Consider the following 16845-nt stretch of genomic DNA (forward strand, 5'->3'; position numbering starts at 1 on the left):
GGTGGGCGCTCGGGTGAATACGAGATCTCACTCCAATCAGCGCGCTCAGTCCTGGATGTGCTTGATCCATTCCGTTACGATGTCATCCAGATCGGCATCACCCGGGATGGAACCTGGCTGACCGGAATGAACGTGCTGGAGGCCATGCAGAAGGAGAAGCTGGATGATCTCCAAACTGCGGCGCTCCTGCCTGATCCTTCCTGGGCGGGCATCCATATCGTCCAGAAAACAGAGTTCGGTCTGGTGATCAAGCTGCTTGGCAAGCTAGATGTGGTCTTCCCGGTGTTGCACGGAACCTATGGCGAAGACGGTACCTTGCAGGGATTGTTGGAGTTAGCCGATATCGCGTACGTTGGTGCAGGAGTGCTGGGATCATCGGTGGGCATGGATAAAGGTCTGTTCCAGGATGTGATGCGCGCCAACCGTATCCCCATCGCGGATGGAATGGTTGTCCTGCGCAGCATCCTCCCCGGGCAGATGAATAGTGTGATCACGCAGGCGGAAAAACTCGCTCCATACCCGTTGTTCGTCAAGCCAGCCAACCTTGGGTCGTCGGTGGGTGTGAGCAAATGTAACAACCGCTCGGACCTGATGGAAGGGATCATGGAAGCCGCCCGTTATGATCGGCGTATCCTGATTCAGCAAGGAATCAACGCCCGCGAGATCGAAGTGAGTGTGCTGGGTAATGATGATCCGGAAGTCTCCGTCCCGGGTGAGGTGGTTCCAAGCCGTGAGTTTTATTCCTATGAAGCCAAGTATATTGACAACGCTTCACAACTGCTCATCCCTGCACCCATCCCGGAGAAAACCAGTGCGCGGATCAGGAAGCTGGCTGTTAAAGCGTTCAAGGCGATCGATTGCCAGGGTATGGCACGCGTCGATTTCCTGCTCGATCGTGTCACAGGAGAAGTCTATCTGAATGAGTTGAACACCATCCCTGGTTTTACTTCGATCAGCATGTATCCGAAATTATGGGAAGCCTGCGGACTTCCTTATCCACAGCTTGTTGACCGTTTGATTGAGCTGGCGCTTGAGCGTAAAGAAGACTGCCAAAAAAATATACACCGGTATTTGGGATGAATTATGAGTAATCTGGAGCAGGGAAAAAACAGGATCGGATCCTCCAAGGATCTGGGTAGAGCCCGCAAGCGGAAAATGAGGCGCGAGGGGATATCGTATACACCCTCAGCGCCTAGTTCCTCATCCGGGCACCAGTCTGCCAGGCGGAAGACAAGCCCGGCAAAAGGTCCATCGCTGCGTGAACAGGTGGTTAATAGTAATGTAAGGCTCTCTGGCATTGACCTGGTTGATGTCCCTGGAAAGATTGGTGCCAGGCTCACGTCCAGCGTGAAAAAGACAGGCAGAAAGGCCACCGCAGCTCTGCTCAATCCTCAGGGTAACGCTCCAACAAACGAAAGCCGGCCTCCAAGAAAAGCCCGGCGAACAGAGAACACGTATGAAGCCGCTGCGCATGTGGAAACCCAGCGAAAAACCGGATCAGAGGATGGATTTTTACCCCACAAAAACCGACGTGTGTATGAATCGCGTTCCGAATCCACTCCACCGGTTATGGTCCGAGGTGGGATGGGCGGGATGGCATTTGGAAGGACCGCCTCATCGAGAGCGAATAAGCAAAAACCTCCGAAACGTCGCATCGATGTACCCCTGCATGTGACTGGTGCTGAAGTTCGCTTGCCATCCCTTCCACTTGTGCATATTGGGTGGAGGGCAGTGTCATTGCTGATGGTGTTGATGATGGCCGCTTGCCTGGTCCTGATGTGGAAGGCTCCTGTATTCCAGGTGAATTCCTTGCAGGTTGTAGGTTTGGAACGGTTGACCATGAGCGATCTGAATGCTGTCGCACGAACGGCAGGAAAATCGATTTTCACCGTCAACCCAAGCCATGTGGACGAAGCACTGCACCAGGCTTTCCCCGAGCTTTCGAAAATCGCAGTGAAAGTGAATCTACCTGCCAGCGTAAAAGTAGTCGTGACCGAGCGCGTGCCAGTTGTTGACTGGGTCCAGGACGGAAACGAGATGTGGGTAGACGCGGATGGATACTCCTTCCCGGTGCGTGGGACGATTTCGACCACTTTGGTGAAGGTAGAAGGACATGGCTCTCCTCCCACGATAGTCATGGGTGAACCTGCCAGCATGGAAGATATTGAGATTGCCAGCCAGGTGCCCATCACGACAACCACCATACCAGTAATGCGGTTATCCCCTGACCTGGTAGCTGCCATCCTCTCCCTGGGGTCCAAGATGCCTCCTGACACTTTATTGGTCTATGACAGCGAGCACGGGTTAGGATGGAACGATCCTAATGGCTGGGATGTGTTTTTTGGCGCAGAAGACGAAGACATGGACATGAAATTAGCAGTGTATCAATCTCTGGTGGAGCGCCTGGCGAGCCAGGGAATACAACCGGCGTTGATCAGCGTGGAGTATGTCCACGCACCATATTATCGGATGGAGCGGTAAACCTACCGCAAAGAAGTGATTATGGACGAACCTGTTATTGTCGCAATTGATATCGGAACCACCAAGATCTGTACCCTGGTTGGGCGTGAAGAAGTTCCTGGGACTCTACGCATCCTGGGAGTGGGCATCGAGCCTTCACAGGGGGTACGCAAGGGTGTAGTGGTGGACATGGTGGCGGCCTCACAGGCTGTGGTACGCTCCGTCGAAAAAGCCGAGCGCACCTGTGGCATGGAAATTGACTCAGCCATTGTCAGCCTGGCAGGCTCGCAGGTTTCTTCGGTGAACAGCCGGGGAGTGGTGGGGATTGCCGGGAGGATGATCGATGAAGGTGATATTGCCCGGGCGATCGATGCTGCCAAGGCGGTGAACATCCCCCATAATCGTGAAATCATCCACATCATCCAGCGCGGTTTCAGTATTGACGGTCAGGAGGGCATCCGCAAGCCACTGGGCATGCATGGCTACAGACTTGAGGTGGAAACCCACATCATCACCGCGTCAGCAGCCTCGGTGGAAAACCTGCGACAGTGCGTTGGAGCAGCAGGCGTGGAGGTTTCACAATTTGTGCTCAACCCGCTGGCTTCCGCTGAAGTAGTGCTGACCGAAACTGAACGCGAGATGGGCGTCGTGATCTGTGACATGGGCGGTGGCACCACCGATATGGCGATCTATATTGGTGGAGATGTGTGGCATACCAATGTCCTGGCTGTTGGCGGCGATCACATCACCTCCGACATTGCCCATGGATTACGGCTTCCCATCAGCCAGGCTGAGGAAGTCAAGATCAAACACGGGCATGCCATCCGAGATGAGGTTCCCCCAGGTGAATCTTTTGGGGTGAAGCCATTTGGTGAAGAGGTGTCAGTGGAGATAAATCGGCGGGAGCTGGCTCATATCATCGAAGCCCGGGTGGAGGAGATGTTCAGCTTGGTCTTGCAAGAGATCAAGCGCTCGGGGTATGATGGCTTGCTGCCCGCCGGGTTGGTGCTCACGGGTGGAACCAGCAACTTGCCAGGTATTCGTGCCCTTGCGAGCCAGACACTTAACCTGCCGGTGCGCGTTGCCATGCCGGAAAACCTGATCGGCATGTCGGACAAACTGCAATCACCAGCGTACTCGACGAGTGTAGGGTTGTTGAAGTGGGCTTTATTGATGACAGACATTTATGTGCAGTCAGCTCGCACTGGAATGCGGATTGGTCCGGTGGCAGCTGGATTCGAATGGGGTTCGGTAAAAGATTTTCTTAGGAGGTTGCTACCATAAGCCAATTATGAAAAAGAGTAATCGCCTGAGCAATAATAGAAGTCCGGTTATAACACGGACGAAGGAACAAAATCATTACATTTTATTTGGAGGAGGATCGTACATATGAATCAAATCAGTAGTTTTACTAGCCAGTTGGAATCATTTGCCCACATCAAGGTGGTGGGTGTCGGCGGCGGCGGATGTAATGCCGTCGAACGGATGATAAAGGAAGGCCTGCAGGGTGTTGAATTCATCGCCATCAACACCGATGCCCAGGCACTCATGCTCTCCAGTGCAGCCACCAGGGTGAGGATCGGCGAGAAGCTAACCCGCGGTCTCGGTTCAGGTGGAAACCCTGAGCAGGGAAGCAAGGCAGCCGAGGAATCACAGGAGGCCCTGTACAACGTGCTGCGCGGGGCCGATATGGTCTTTGTTACCGCCGGTATGGGCGGTGGGACTGGGACAGGGGCAGCCTCAATCATTGCCCAGATCGGGCGTGAGCTGGGTGCACTGACGATCGGTGTCGTAACCCGTCCCTTCGCGTTTGAAGGCTCAAAGCGAATTCAGGTGGCTGAACAAGGCATCGAGAAATTAAAAGAGCAGGCTGATACATTGATCGTCATCCCCAATGACCGCCTGTTGCAGATCGTCGATAAGCATGCCAATTTACAGGATGCCTTCCGCATCGCGGATGACGTCCTGCGCCAGGGTGTCCAGGGCATCTCAGAGTTGATCACCGTACCCGGCTTGATCAACCTGGACTTTGCTGACGTCCGTACCATCATGTCAGAAGGTGGGGCTGCCTTAATGGCTGTCGGCAACGGCAAGGGAGATGAACGAGCCCGTATGGCTGCAGAACAAGCCATCTCCAGCCAGCTACTGGACATCACCATTGATGGGGCGCGCGGCATCCTGTTTAACGTAACCGGTGGACCTGACTTGACCTTGTTTGAGGTCAACCAAGCTGCAGCCATCATTAAAGAAACTGCCCATCCTGATGTCAACCTGATCTTCGGGGCTGTGATCGACCAGAATATGGGTGATGATGTGCGCGTAACGGTCATTGCAACCGGTTTTGAGCGTTCAGGTATCGCAGTCCGGAGGGCTGCTGAAACTCAGAAGAACCCTTTACGGACTGAAATGCCCATTATGCACCAGGAAGAGGTGGCGCGTGAAGCGCAGCCTATCGAGGTGGCCAAGACCGACTTTGCGCCGCGCACTATAAAAACGGAAGACCTGGATATCCCAACCTTCCTGCGGAACCGCAATCGCAGCTAAGCATGGATATAGACTGATCTAGGATAAGGATCAGCATGGCACGCGCAGTACCTGGCGACAAAGTCTGGGGGGGTCTGCGCCAGGGATCATTGAGCAAGTTTCAGGTGTCTATCAGGAATCCTGATGGATATCTATGGCACTATCCCTGCTCGATACGGATGGAGAGCGCTCTCCATCTCGTAAAAAAGCGGGAAAATTGTTGGTTTACCTTCACCCTGCTATTTTCCGGATTATGGGTTGAGCGTGATCGTTTGGGTGAGGTAGTAAGCTTGGTAGGGGATTGCCGGCCTCCTCCTCCCGGCAATCCCCGCCGGCCCGCCCGCCTGCGAAGTGATCATTCCAGGCAGGGTGGGTGGTGGAGTAATAAAGTTTTCGCAGCCATTGGAGATGGCGTTTTTACCGCAAGAATGGGTAAACATGGGGGAAAACACACCTTCGAAGAAGTATCTTCTTCATTATATAGACATCAACTTTATCGCAATCTTAAAGAATTAAATCAACTTCAATATTTTAAGAATAATCGCTCATATTTCTCTTGCAGGAGGGGTAACCCTGTGCTAAAATTTGAGCATCTCCACTCCCACCTATGCGGGTTAAAGGTTGTGGAGCCCCCGCCTATAGCGATTACAAATGTTCTAAGAACTAGGTAAACGATATGCGCTGTCCTTATTGCCGACATGATGAATCACGGGTCATTGATACTTCTCACGACACTCGCGGAGGCGTGCGACGCCGCCGGGAATGTGAAAGTTGTGGACAGAGATTCAGCACCTATGAACGGCCGATCCTGGCTACACCGTTGATCGTTAAGCAGGATGGGACACGCGAGGAATTTGACCACGAAAAATTAAGCCGGGGCATACGCATCGCGTGTGCCAAGCGCCCGGTGCCAGCCGCGGATGTTGACCGCCTGGTAGGCGAGATAGAAGCCACCTTGCAGGCCATGGGGCGCGCAGAAGTGTCCTCGCGGGTAGTAGGCGATATGGTCATTGCTGGACTGAAGGAGATGGACCAGATTGCCTATATTCGGTATGCCATCGTTTACCTGGGATTAGATGACCTGCGGTCGATCCGCACAGAGATCGACCGCCTTTTGGAAGGCTGAGCAAATTAGGGGATAAGCGGAGTTATAAATATGGCACAGACTTCAGAAAAGAAAATTGACCGGTACGGTCTATTACCCACACCAGAGATGCCTCCAGGCTTGCCTGCCATAGAGCTAACCGATAATGCGCGCCAGGTGTTGATCCGGCGGTATGTGCGGCGTAACCGTGAAGGGCAGCCCGCCGAGAGTGTGGATGAGATGTTTTGGCGGGTGGCATACCACGTTGCCAGGGTAGAAACGACCTGGAATGTCCCAGAGATGGACCGAGCCGTTGAGTTTTATCAACTACTTACCAGAAAGCAGTTCTTCCCCAACTCGCCGACATTTACCGGTGCTGGTACTCCCCTCGGCCAGCTGGCTGCTTGTTTCGTGTTGCCCATCGCAGATGACATGGGCAGGAATGAAGCCGGTATTTTCCAGACATTGCGTGATGCTGCCCTGATTCAACAGACCGGGGGAGGCAATGGTTTTTCTTTTTCGAGATTAAGACCAAAAAACACCCTGGTAAAGTCCTCTGCCGGGCAGGCCACAGGCCCGGTGGGTTTTCTGCGGGTTTATGACCAGGCATTCGGTGAGATTGCCCAGGGCGGTACGCGCCGCGGAGCCAATATGGCTGTCCTGCGCGTCGATCACCCGGATATCGAAGACTTTATCACCTGTAAAACTGACGAAAACGCCATTACCAACTTTAACATTTCTGTGGGGATCACCGATGCCTTCATGAAGGCTGTCGAAGAAGATGCCCAGTGGGACCTGTGTTTCCCCGATGTTGCCAGCCCCGAATATCATGAATTCCACGGGACGCTTGAAGCTGCAGAGAAGAAGGGGATTCCTGTTCAAACCCACCACCAGGTGCGGGCTCGCGATTTGTTTAATAAAATCGTCAAGCAAGCCCACCATAACGGTGAGCCAGGCATGTTGTTCCTGGATACAGCTAACCGTCACAATCCGGTACCCCACCTATACCAGCTGGAAGCGACCAACCCCTGTGGTGAGCAGTGGCTTGGGCCGTATGAAAATTGTTGTCTGGGTTCGATCAACCTGGCAGAGATGTTCGGTGCTGACCACCAGGTGGATTGGGAAAAACTACGCCAGGCGGTTGAACTATCGACCATTTTCCTGGATGATGTTATCCAGGCGAATGCATACGTCCCGGCAGTTCCCCAGCTCAAACGAGCTGCTGAGCAGGCGCGCCGGATTGGGCTTGGATTAATGGGCCTGGGCGACTTGATGTATCATGCGGGTATTCGCTATGGTTCGGAGGAAGGGCAAGAATTCGCTGCCCAGGTGATGGAATTCATCCGCTACCATGCCATGCTTACCAGCATCAAGCTGGCAGAGCAACGCGGATCATTTCCTGCCATCAAGGGATCGATTTACGATCCCGAAGGTGTGTCATGGAAGCCGCCCCGACCGATCACACCGTTTGCGCGCAATTTCGAGCGCCCCAACATTGATTGGCAGGTTGTCGTAAATGGGATCAAGGAACACGGCATCCGCAATGCCGCTCAAACCACCATCGCACCTACCGGGACGATCGCTACGGTGGCGGGCTGCGAAGGCTATGGCTGTGAGCCAGTCTTCGCCCTGGCTTACATCCGCCATGTCAATGATCAGGGGCAAGACCTGCCTCTGGTATATACCAGCCCACAGTTTGAAGATGCCCTCATCGAAGCTGGAATAGATGAAGTCACACGCCAGGCGATCGTTGATGAGGTGATGGAGAGTGGCACCTGCCAGGGGATCCAGGCCGTGCCTGAGTCAATCCAGCAGGTGTTCGTCGTTTCATTGGATATCACCGCAGAAGAGCATGTGCGTACCCAGGCCGCCATGCAGGCATTTGTTGACAACAGCCTGAGTAAGACGGTCAATTTCCCGGCCAACGCCACCGAAGAGGATGTGGCTATGGTCTACATGCTGGCCTGGAAACTGGGATGCAAAGGCATCACCGTGTACGTAACCGGTTCACGCCAGAAGGTAGTACTCGAAACGAAAGCCACATCGCGCGAGAAAGAACAACCTGCCCGTGAAGAAAAAATATATGAAGCCGGGCATTCCAGTGATTATGGTGACACAGAGCACAAGTGGTCAGCTACCAAGAAGCCTCGCCCGCGCCGCTTGCGTGGATACACCTATAGTATCAGCACCCCGGTAGGCAAGGCATTTGTGACTGTTAATGAAAATGGTGGTGACCATCCATTTGAAGTGTTTGTGAGTACAGCTAAGGCTGGCTCCGAGACTGCCGCAGTATCGGAGGCGATTGGACGCCTGATATCCTACCTGCTGCGCCTGGCATCACCTGTCCTGCCACGTGAACGCCTGAAAGAGATCGTCAAGCAGCTTTCAGGCATCGGAGGTGGACGTAGCCTGGGGTTCGGGCCAAACCGTGTACGGTCACTTCCCGATGGGGTAGCCCAGACGCTGGCGGAATACCTGGATGATTCGGAAGAATACCAGGAAGCCGCTGCCTACAGTGGTAATGGTGGGTATGATAAAAGGCCCATCAGGCCATCAGATATCGTGGAAAAACAAATGTCCACGGTGCAGCCGGCGTTTCGGATCGGAGACCTGTGCCCGGAGTGTGGCCAGGCAGCAGTGGTTAATGAAGAAGGCTGCCGCAAATGCTACGCATGTGGCTATTCGGAATGCTAGATAGGCTTGAAAATAAAATTCCAGGGCACCGATCGGGTGCCCTGTTTTTTTATCTAATGATTGTGGGATAAGAAAATTTAAATCTCGGTTGGAGCGCTGGGGAGGATGTTCAGTGCTGTGCGCAGGATTCCTCCCCAGCGCCCCTATAGGGGAAAAATATCAAGGTGTGGGTGTGGGGGTGGGCTGAGTTGCTCCTGTTAAGGATTGTAATTTCATGATTAACGCCTGCAGAAGCATAGTATTCACCCGGTTAGCCTGGGTGCTGAAGCGGGCCTGAGCGGTGGCCTGAATGGATGGATCCTGAGTGCCTTGCCCCATGGGTCCTCCACCCAAACCAGCAGCACTGCCAACATCACCCATCGGCCCTCCCTGGATAACCAATCCACCGGAGGGCATATTTGGCCGTTGACCACCCGTGGACCCACCTGATCCAAATCCGCTGGGAGGAGAACCGCTGAAGCCTTCAGGAGGCTCGCCTCCGGCTTGGAAATTTCCGCCGCTGGGAAAATCAAAGCTCGGGGTGCTATTTGGGTCAGGAGTCCCACGCGGTCCCATCGGTCCACCCATAGATTGCATCAGCTCCATCATATCGGTGCTGGTCAGATTCATGTCAGTAATGGCATCTATCTGTTGTGCCGTCATGCTGGCTTGGATTTGTTTTAGTAAACCGCCCACTTCAGCTTCTGCTGCTGTATCACTGTTACTCAGCGAGAGATATGCCTGCCAGAGGGGTAGCAGCTGTGCAGCCTGTTCAGACGTCAACGCATTGGCTGTACCATCCAGCTTTAGCGTGCCCACCAGTAATTGGTTCACTTCAGACATACTGGTGGCATTTTGAGAGTCGTTCGTGCCTGTGCTATTGGCTGCTGCAATGGATGAGCTGGACGACGCCTGGCAACCGGATAATCCCCATGCGAGGATTATGGATAATAGTAACAATAAGAGTCCATTTCGTTTCATGTTTTCTCCTTATCAAATTCGATCAACATTATTCATGGCGTAAAGCCTCAATCGGATCAAGCTGCGCAGCCTTGTTGGCCGGGTAAAACCCGAAGAATATACCCACGATGGCTGCCGAGGCAAAAGCCAGCAGGATGGAGGAAGGTACCACAACGGTACGCATACCACCGATCTGCTCGAAGATATATGCGCCACCCACGCCAGCGATAATGCCAATCAGGCCACCTGTCAGGCTTAGCAGGAGTGCTTCAGTCAGGAACTGCCCGCGCACGTCCCCTGGTGTAGCACCAGTCGCCTGGCGGATGCCGATCTCACGCGTCCGCTCAGTGACGCTGACCAGCATGATGTTCATAATGCCGATCCCACCCACCACCAGTGAGACGGCTGCCACCCAGGCGAGTAACTGGCGAAAAGCCGCCGTGGTCGATTCCTGGGTGGTGATGATATCCTCCTGCGTCCGGACTGTGAACGGCAGGTCTGCAACCGTGGTGTCGTGGCGCTTGGCAAGCAGGATCTGGATCTGGGTGATGACATTGTCCATGGTTTTCAGATCAGCCACCTGTACGAGGACGGTGCCTACCTGTTGGCCCTGCACACGGGCAAAAGGAGAGAAGGTGAATTTTTCGAATACCAGGGTGAGCGGGATGTACACCCGCTCGTCATAGTTGGTGTTGCCAACCACACCCTTTTTATCCATGACACCCACCACGGTCAGTTTGATGTCACCGACAGTAATCTTTTCACCCACTGGATCGGCATCTCCAAAAAGGGTCTGTGCAGTACTGTACCCCAGCACTGCTACCTTGGCAGCTTTTTCAATGTCATTATCGGTCAGGAAGCGTCCGGAGGCGACAGTGAGGTCCCTGACTTCCGGGTAGGATGAAGTGGACCCTACCACCGATGCACTATCCACAGAATTGCTCCCGTATTTAATCGTTTCTGAAATATCGCGTTCGACCACAACACCAGAGATGCCCGAGATGGAGCTTTCGATGGCCTTCGCATCATCATAAATCAGGAAGTTCGAATTCGACCCAGAGGTGCGAGAGGGTCCCATGGACATCTGCCCGCCCATGCTTTGAGTAACAAAAAGTAAATTGGTGCCCAGGCTCTGGATATTTTCAGCGATGGTAGCTTCGGTACCGGCGCTGATGGCGATCATGATGATGACCGCTGCCACACCGATGATCACACCCAGCATGGTAAGTAGAGCGCGCAGCTTATTCCGGGAGATACCTTCGGCAGCGATCCTTAGGACTTCTGAGATTTTCATGCCAGGCCTCCCGCGACTGCCTGAACCGGCATATCGACAGGATTGTTGTTGCCATTGAGCCGACCATCCTTCAGTTGGATGGTCCGCTCTGCATACGCAGCGTTCTTGGCATCATGGGTGATCATCACAATCGTTCTGCCTTCGGAGTGTAAATTTTGCAGGATCTCCATGATCTCCTTGCCAGAGTGAGAATCCAGGTTACCTGTGGGTTCATCGGCTAAGATAAGCGCAGGAGAGTTGATTAACGCCCGGGCAATGGCTACTCGTTGCTGTTGTCCGCCTGACATCTCAGTGGGTTTATGATGATCCCGGTCCACCAGTCCCACAGAAACCAGGGCATTGTGGGCCATTTCTACTCTATCCTTGTTTGGGATATGCCCGTTGTGACGATATACGATGGGCATAAGCACATTCTGAACTGCGGTTGCCTGGGCTAAGAGGTTGTAAGATTGGAAAATAAAACCAATCTTCTGATTGCGGATGTGGGCCAGCTGCTCGCGACTCATGCGGCTGACATCCTGACCTGCCAAAAGGTACGTTCCACTGGTCGGCCGATCGAGACAACCCAGGATGTTCATCAGGGTGGATTTACCTGAGCCCGATGGCCCCATGATGGCTAGGAATTCACCTTCCTGAACATTCAAGCTAACACCATCCAGTGCGGTGACCTTGACATCACCCATCTGGTAAATCTTTATTATCTGGTTAAGCTCAATAATGGATGATCCGGTCATTTAGACGTCTCCACAATTCCGGTGGTAACCACATCGCCTTCGTTCAAGCCTGATTTGATCTCCGCATAGGTGTAGTCTTGCAACCCGACTTCCACGGTCTTAAAGGTTGGGGTGCCATTTTCCATTACGAAGACACCATAACTGTCCGTGGAAATCTCGTGCAGGGCTTCGACAGGTACGAGCAGGGTGTTATTTGCCTGCTCGCTGATCACTTCGACCGTAGCACTTAATCCGATCGGGAGGTTTTGAGGTTTGGAGAAGGAGGAGGTGTCCAATTTTGCGGTGGTCTGGATGGCCGTGACGTTGAAGGCATTGGACAGGCTAGGGTTGATCGCGACGATCTTGCCAGTGAAGGTCTGGTTGGGTAAGGCGTCAAAGGTAACCGAAACTTCATAGCCGATGCCTACATTATTCAGGTCTGATTCATCCAACAACACTTCCAGGTAGGGTTGGCTGAGGTCGGCGATGGTGATGAATTTCTGAGTTCCCACATCATCCCCCACCTTGTTTGAGATCGCGATGATCGTGCCATCGAATGGAGCGGTGATGGTGTTGCTGACCGATTCAGATTCAACCACAGCCAAGCTGGCTTGGGCATCATCTAGCTTAGCTTGGGCAATCTGTTGGTCCAATGTATTGGATGTGCCTGAGCTCAGGGCTTCAATCTGTGACTGGTCTTCTGCAATCTGTGATACCAGCAGCTTGATGGTAGCTTTCATGGAGGCAATCTCGGCGTCTTTCGCTTCCAGCTCTTCCTGCGAATAATTGGCGTTGCACCAGTTATAGTTATATAGCGCAGCAACCATCTGCTGATATTCTGTGCTGTTCGTTAGGTGGTCTGAGCGGTTCCAGCGATCCAGGGCAATCTGGTAGGCTTCCAGTTTGCTTTCAATCGTATCAGAATCACAGCGCTTGCCGTTCATAGATGCCCGCTCATTGACCAGGTCGGTAAGGTTGGATTGGTTGTCGTAGACACTCACCTGCCTGGTTGCCAGGTCAGATTGCAATTGATCCAGGCTTACGGCGGTGTTGGTAGCTGAAGTCAGATCATCCAGATTTTGTTGGGCTTGTAAGACGGCCAGCCTGGCTGATGTAAGCTTGGACTGAATGGTTGCAGCTGAGTCACTGGGTGAGGAGACTGCAAGCACATCCCCATTCTTGACCTCATCACCCACAGCGACGTTCAGATGAGCAAGCAAACCACCGTTTTCGAAACCGAGCTGGGTTTCACTCTCGCTGATCACTGCACCCGTACCACTGGCGGAAAGCACCAGATTGCCTCTTTTAACTGTAGCCGTCTGAAGTGGAGTAGCGCTGGAAGCTTCGACCGTGGTAGCGGTGTGTTGATAGTAATAGTACCCTCCCGCTGCAGCAGCCAGGATGACAACGACTAAAATCCAAAATACAGGTTTCTTGAACATATGCCTCCTTAGAGAACAATCAGATTTATCCCTGTAAATTGTAGGAAAAAGCTATAAAGACAAGGTTAGGAGATTATTTAGAAATTGTTATGAATTTCACCTGATGTATAGCTCGGCGATGGCAGAAACACTTTTGCCCCTCTGAACCTGCTTACCAGGAACTTTAATCCTAACAAAATAACTTCTTAATAATTCCTAAATATCAGATTGTTATCCTTCAGGCAGATCCACAGTGGATCAAATACTAAAAAAAAGTAAAGGAGATAAAAATCTAAGAATGCAAAACAAACGAATCATATCCATCCTTGTTTTAGGTGCGCTGGCCATCGCCACAGCTTTCGGCGTTATCGCCTACCAATCGGTCGAAGCGGCTACACCCACAACCTCAACAGGAACTACATCTACCGGTATAACCAGCACAACCACACAGCCTGGCCCTGGTGGGCCTGGTAAAGGCATGAATGAAGGCTATAACAGCCAGAACCTGGCAGATGCACTCGGGATCACCCTGGACGAGCTGAATACCGCCAACCAGACTGCATATACCAATGCGTTGAAAGACGCTGTATCGCAGGGATTGATCACCCAGGCGCAAGCTGACCAGCTGACTTCCAATGGAAATGCATTCCCATTCGGCAACCGCTGGGATGGCTGGTTAGGACAAAATGGTATCGACTTCAATACTTACCTGGCTGATGCCCTGGGGATCAGTGTGGAGGCCTTAAAAACCGCACAGACTACAGCTTACAATGCCAATCTTGACCAGTTGGTGACGGACGGTACGCTGAGCCAGGAGCAGGCGGATCTGATGAAAGGTGAATATGCCTTACACAACGACAGCACCTTCCAGTCGAGTATGCAGGCAGCTTACACCTCAGCAGTCACTGCAGCGGTCTCAGCGGGTGTCATTACTCAGGCCCAGGCTGATCAAATCCTCAGTAAAAGCAGCAATATGTTCACTGGTGGGATGGGTGGCTGGGGCGGTCATGGTGGTCCACACGGCCGCTGTGGCGAAGGAGGCTTCATGCCTGACTCTGGCACTCCACCTTCAACAACTCCATAACACCCCGACGTTTCATTTCTTCTCCTCCTCATAAGGGTAAAGTATCCGGGAATGAGCCCCCCGGATACTCCCTTAATGGATAACGGGGATGCTCGGTAACTAGATTTCCTAATAGAGATGATAAAATCAGCTTATGACCAAAAAAATCCTGGTAGTCGACGATAAACTCGAATTACGAACATTGCTAAAATCCTATCTTACCCAGGAAGGCTTCGATGTGGTTACAGCCAGTGATGGTCAAGAAGCGTTATTCGTTGCCCGGCACGAAAAACCCAATTTGATCATCCTGGACCTGATGATGCCTGAAATGGGCGGGTACGAGTTCATGCGCTGTTACAACCGGGAAGCCGATACCCCGGTGGTGATTCTGACCGCCAAGATCGACGAGAATGACAAGGTGCTTGGGCTTGAGCTGGGGGCAGACGACTATGTGACCAAGCCCTTCAGTCCGCGCGAGCTGACCGCCCGGGTGAGAGCGGTGCTGCGCCGGGCAGAGAAACAGACCAGCTCAGCAGAGATTTTGAGGATTGGAACTATCGAGCTGGATTGGGCAGGAAGGACAACCACCGTGGATGGCCAAATCGTGGAGCTGACACCTTCTGAATTCTCGCTGTTGGCTACATTGATGGCTACTCCCGGCAGGGTCTTCTCACGCCTTGAGCTGTTGGATCGACTGCAGGGGAGTGCCTATGAGGGCTATGAACGTACGATTGATGTGCACATCCGTAACCTGAGGGCAAAGATCGAGCTTGACTCAGCCAATCCCACCTACATAGAGACCGTGTACGGAGCGGGATACCGCTTCGCCAACCCAAATATAGGATAAAAGCCTGTGATGCGCTCATTGGCGGTAAAACTAACCCTGGCCTTTCTACTGGTCGGCCTGACGGGCTCAATCCTGGTGACGGTCATCATCCAGACGCAGACACGGACGGCATTCAACAATTTCATTGTGAACCAGGAGCAGCAGACACTTGCAGACAACCTGGAGGCCTACTACCAGGCGAATGGGTCATGGGCAGGGGTGAGTAACGATATTTTATATGCGCAAATGCCGCTGCCATTGCAGCCAACGGGAGGACACGGTGACCCGCGTGGTGGCAGTCCCTTCACCCTGGTCGGGCCGGACAGGGTGGTCATCTTCAGTAATCAACCGGATGAAATCGGTCAGACGTTGAGTAAGAGTACGGTGAGTCACGCCATCAACCTGCAGTGGGATAATCAAACCATTGGATGGCTGATTCTGACGCCCATCCAGCGTAGTTTTACGCCTAACACCCCTGAAGGAAATTTTCTACGCAACGTCAATACGGCGACACTCCTAAGTGCATCGGTAGCTGTACTACTGGCTGTTTGTTTGGGAGGATTGCTGGCGTTTACTATGACGCGTTCATTGCGTGAGCTCACTGAGGCTACTATTGAAATCGCCAAAGGCAGGTTCGGAAAACAGGTCACGGTGCGCTCGAAGGACGAAATTGGGAAATTAGCTGAATCTTTCAATCAGATGAGCCTGGACCTGGATCAGGCTACCCAGGCTCGGCGGCAAATGACTGCGGATATTGCCCACGACTTGCGATCCCCGCTGAGCGTCATTACCGGATATGCCGAAGCACTCAGCGATAATAAACTGCCTGGCACTCCCGAAGTTTATGACATCCTGTTACAGGAGACGAAGCACCTGGATCGCCTGGTGGATGACTTGCGCTTGCTCAGCCTGGCTGATACAGGTGAGCTACCCCTGACCGAGCAAACCATCTACCCTCAGGCCTTGCTTGAGAGAGTGGCAGCTCGCCACGCCGTGGCGAGCGAACAATATAAAGTCGAACTGAAAATCGAGGCCGAAGATAATCTTCCTTTGATCAAGGTGGATGTTGAGCGCATGTCACAAGTGCTTGACAACCTGATCTTAAACGCATTTCGCTATACTCCTGAAGGCGGGTGCGTGATTCTGGGAGCATCATGCACAGGAGACTCTGTTTTCCTGCGCGTGAAGGATACTGGCAGGGGGATTGCAGCTGAAGACTTATCGCATATATTCGACCGCTTCTACCGGGGAGATAAATCTCGCCCGCATAACGGTGAGTCGGGGTTGGGATTAGCGATCGTGAAGTCTATCGTTGAGGCGCATGGTGGAAATATCAGCGTAATAAGCTCACCTGGGCAAGGTGCAGAATTCACCATCACGCTAAAATCTTTAATTGATATTTAGCTATATTTTCTTATTGAGCGGTCATCAGCTCGTACCTACGAAGAAGCGAGTGTACTCGAGCGATGAACACCTGTGGGTGGAAAGTCTCCCTCAAACACAGGTCAGCACCAACTTCCAGACCGATTAAAACATCCTCTTCCCGCATATTTGTTCCTACCAAAATAACCGGGATGTGACTTGAGACATCGTTCTGGCGTAGAGAACGGATGATCGCCAGGCTGTTAAAGTCCGGCACACTTATATCGAGCACGACAAGTGCAGGACTCTCGTTTTGGATCAGGTCGACTGCCCCCACCCCCCTGGTTGAGTGAATGGCTTTGTATCCTGATTGGACCAGGCTGGTCAGGATGGATTTCGCCAATGAATCATCCGCGCTGACAAGCATGATGGTGTTTCGTGACATGTTCGAACCCGATTAATATCC

15 protein-coding genes are annotated in these 16845 nt (G+C 52.7%); 9 read left to right on the plus strand and 6 right to left on the minus strand.

Annotated features, from left to right (window positions below):
• The 4 genes from C3F13_12200 to C3F13_12215 form a co-directional block, all read left to right on the plus strand.
• The coding region (locus C3F13_12200) for a D-alanine--D-alanine ligase A (GenBank protein ID PWB52033.1) at positions 1-1080 on the plus strand (1080 nt) is incomplete at its 5' end.
• Between the two features lie 3 nt (positions 1081-1083).
• Positions 1084-2481, plus strand: a complete 1398-nt coding sequence (locus C3F13_12205; GenBank protein PWB52034.1) for a hypothetical protein — start codon at positions 1084-1086, stop codon at positions 2479-2481.
• A 21-nt stretch (positions 2482-2502) separates the two neighbouring features.
• A complete protein-coding gene (ftsA, locus tag C3F13_12210) occupies positions 2503-3744 on the plus strand; it encodes a cell division protein FtsA (GenBank protein ID PWB52035.1) in 1242 nt (413 codons plus the stop codon).
• 105 nt (positions 3745-3849) lie between these two features.
• Positions 3850-5004: a cell division protein FtsZ gene (locus C3F13_12215; GenBank protein ID PWB52036.1), complete on the plus strand. Its 1155-nt coding sequence runs from the start codon at positions 3850-3852 to the stop codon at positions 5002-5004.
• A 230-nt stretch (positions 5005-5234) separates the two neighbouring features.
• Here the strand turns inward: C3F13_12215 and C3F13_12220 are convergent, their stop codons facing one another.
• A complete protein-coding gene (locus C3F13_12220) occupies positions 5235-5423 on the minus strand; it encodes a hypothetical protein (GenBank protein ID PWB52037.1) in 189 nt (62 codons plus the stop codon).
• A gap of 236 nt (positions 5424-5659) precedes the next feature.
• Here C3F13_12220 and C3F13_12225 point away from each other — a divergent pair, with 236 nt between their 5' ends.
• Together C3F13_12225 and C3F13_12230 are read left to right on the plus strand one after the other, a co-directional pair.
• Positions 5660-6109 carry a transcriptional repressor NrdR gene (locus tag C3F13_12225; protein PWB52038.1) on the plus strand — a complete coding sequence of 150 codons (450 nt, stop codon included), beginning with the start codon at positions 5660-5662 and terminating at the stop codon, positions 6107-6109.
• Between the two features lie 30 nt (positions 6110-6139).
• On the plus strand, positions 6140-8761 hold the full coding sequence (locus tag C3F13_12230) for a ribonucleoside-diphosphate reductase, adenosylcobalamin-dependent (GenBank protein ID PWB52039.1): 2622 nt from the start codon (positions 6140-6142) through the stop codon (positions 8759-8761).
• 159 nt (positions 8762-8920) lie between these two features.
• On the opposite strand, the gene C3F13_12235 is transcribed toward C3F13_12230, so the two are convergent.
• The 4 genes from C3F13_12235 to C3F13_12250 are packed head-to-tail and all read right to left on the minus strand — an operon-like array spanning position 8921 to position 13149.
• Positions 8921-9721: a hypothetical protein gene (locus tag C3F13_12235; protein ID PWB52040.1), complete on the minus strand. Its 801-nt coding sequence runs from the start codon at positions 9719-9721 to the stop codon at positions 8921-8923.
• Between the two features lie 28 nt (positions 9722-9749).
• The gene (locus tag C3F13_12240) at positions 9750-10994 is read right to left on the minus strand and encodes a multidrug ABC transporter substrate-binding protein (protein ID PWB52041.1); all 1245 of its coding nucleotides are present in this window, start codon (positions 10992-10994) and stop codon (positions 9750-9752) included.
• The gene (locus C3F13_12245; protein ID PWB52115.1) at positions 10991-11713 is read right to left on the minus strand and encodes a macrolide ABC transporter ATP-binding protein; all 723 of its coding nucleotides are present in this window, start codon (positions 11711-11713) and stop codon (positions 10991-10993) included. The genes C3F13_12240 and C3F13_12245 overlap by 4 nt, the downstream gene beginning before the upstream one ends.
• 11 nt (positions 11714-11724) lie before the next feature.
• Positions 11725-13149, minus strand: coding sequence for a hypothetical protein (locus C3F13_12250; GenBank protein PWB52042.1), 1425 nt, complete (start codon positions 13147-13149; stop codon positions 11725-11727).
• Between the two features lie 277 nt (positions 13150-13426).
• Here C3F13_12250 and C3F13_12255 point away from each other — a divergent pair, with 277 nt between their 5' ends.
• The 3 genes from C3F13_12255 (at position 13427) to C3F13_12265 (ending at position 16421) form a co-directional block, all read left to right on the plus strand.
• Entirely contained in the window at positions 13427-14212 is a 786-nt protein-coding gene (locus C3F13_12255; protein ID PWB52043.1) for a hypothetical protein, read from the plus strand.
• A gap of 133 nt (positions 14213-14345) precedes the next feature.
• Positions 14346-15038, plus strand: coding sequence for a DNA-binding response regulator (locus C3F13_12260; GenBank protein PWB52044.1), 693 nt, complete (start codon positions 14346-14348; stop codon positions 15036-15038).
• Positions 15039-15047: 9 nt separating this feature from the next.
• A complete protein-coding gene (locus tag C3F13_12265) occupies positions 15048-16421 on the plus strand; it encodes a two-component sensor histidine kinase (protein ID PWB52045.1) in 1374 nt (457 codons plus the stop codon).
• A gap of 10 nt (positions 16422-16431) precedes the next feature.
• Here C3F13_12265 and C3F13_12270 read toward each other — a convergent pair whose 3' ends face one another.
• A complete protein-coding gene (locus C3F13_12270) occupies positions 16432-16824 on the minus strand; it encodes a hypothetical protein (protein PWB52046.1) in 393 nt (130 codons plus the stop codon).
• Positions 16825-16845 lie beyond the last annotated feature (21 nt).

The sequence above is a fragment of the Anaerolineales bacterium genome (assembly GCA_003105035.1).
Classification (GTDB): Bacteria; Chloroflexota; Anaerolineae; order Anaerolineales; family UBA4823; genus FEB-25.

What these genes read in the sequence shown, in the direction of transcription:
- C3F13_12260 (PWB52044.1), top strand. Translation starts at nt 14,346, where the DNA reads ATGACCAAAAAAATCCTGGTAGTCGACGATAAACTCGAATTACGAACA.
- C3F13_12270 (PWB52046.1), bottom strand. Translation starts at nt 16,824, where the DNA reads ATGTCACGAAACACCATCATGCTTGTCAGCGCGGATGATTCATTGGCG.
- C3F13_12220 (PWB52037.1), bottom strand. Translation starts at nt 5,423, where the DNA reads ATGTTTACCCATTCTTGCGGTAAAAACGCCATCTCCAATGGCTGCGAA.
- C3F13_12240 (PWB52041.1), bottom strand. Translation starts at nt 10,994, where the DNA reads ATGAAAATCTCAGAAGTCCTAAGGATCGCTGCCGAAGGTATCTCCCGG.
- C3F13_12250 (PWB52042.1), bottom strand. Translation starts at nt 13,149, where the DNA reads ATGTTCAAGAAACCTGTATTTTGGATTTTAGTCGTTGTCATCCTGGCT.
- ftsA (PWB52035.1), top strand. Translation starts at nt 2,503, where the DNA reads ATGGACGAACCTGTTATTGTCGCAATTGATATCGGAACCACCAAGATC.
- C3F13_12265 (PWB52045.1), top strand. Translation starts at nt 15,048, where the DNA reads ATGCGCTCATTGGCGGTAAAACTAACCCTGGCCTTTCTACTGGTCGGC.
- C3F13_12255 (PWB52043.1), top strand. Translation starts at nt 13,427, where the DNA reads ATGCAAAACAAACGAATCATATCCATCCTTGTTTTAGGTGCGCTGGCC.
- C3F13_12215 (PWB52036.1), top strand. Translation starts at nt 3,850, where the DNA reads ATGAATCAAATCAGTAGTTTTACTAGCCAGTTGGAATCATTTGCCCAC.
- C3F13_12225 (PWB52038.1), top strand. Translation starts at nt 5,660, where the DNA reads ATGCGCTGTCCTTATTGCCGACATGATGAATCACGGGTCATTGATACT.
- C3F13_12205 (PWB52034.1), top strand. Translation starts at nt 1,084, where the DNA reads ATGAGTAATCTGGAGCAGGGAAAAAACAGGATCGGATCCTCCAAGGAT.
- C3F13_12235 (PWB52040.1), bottom strand. Translation starts at nt 9,721, where the DNA reads ATGAAACGAAATGGACTCTTATTGTTACTATTATCCATAATCCTCGCA.
- C3F13_12230 (PWB52039.1), top strand. Translation starts at nt 6,140, where the DNA reads ATGGCACAGACTTCAGAAAAGAAAATTGACCGGTACGGTCTATTACCC.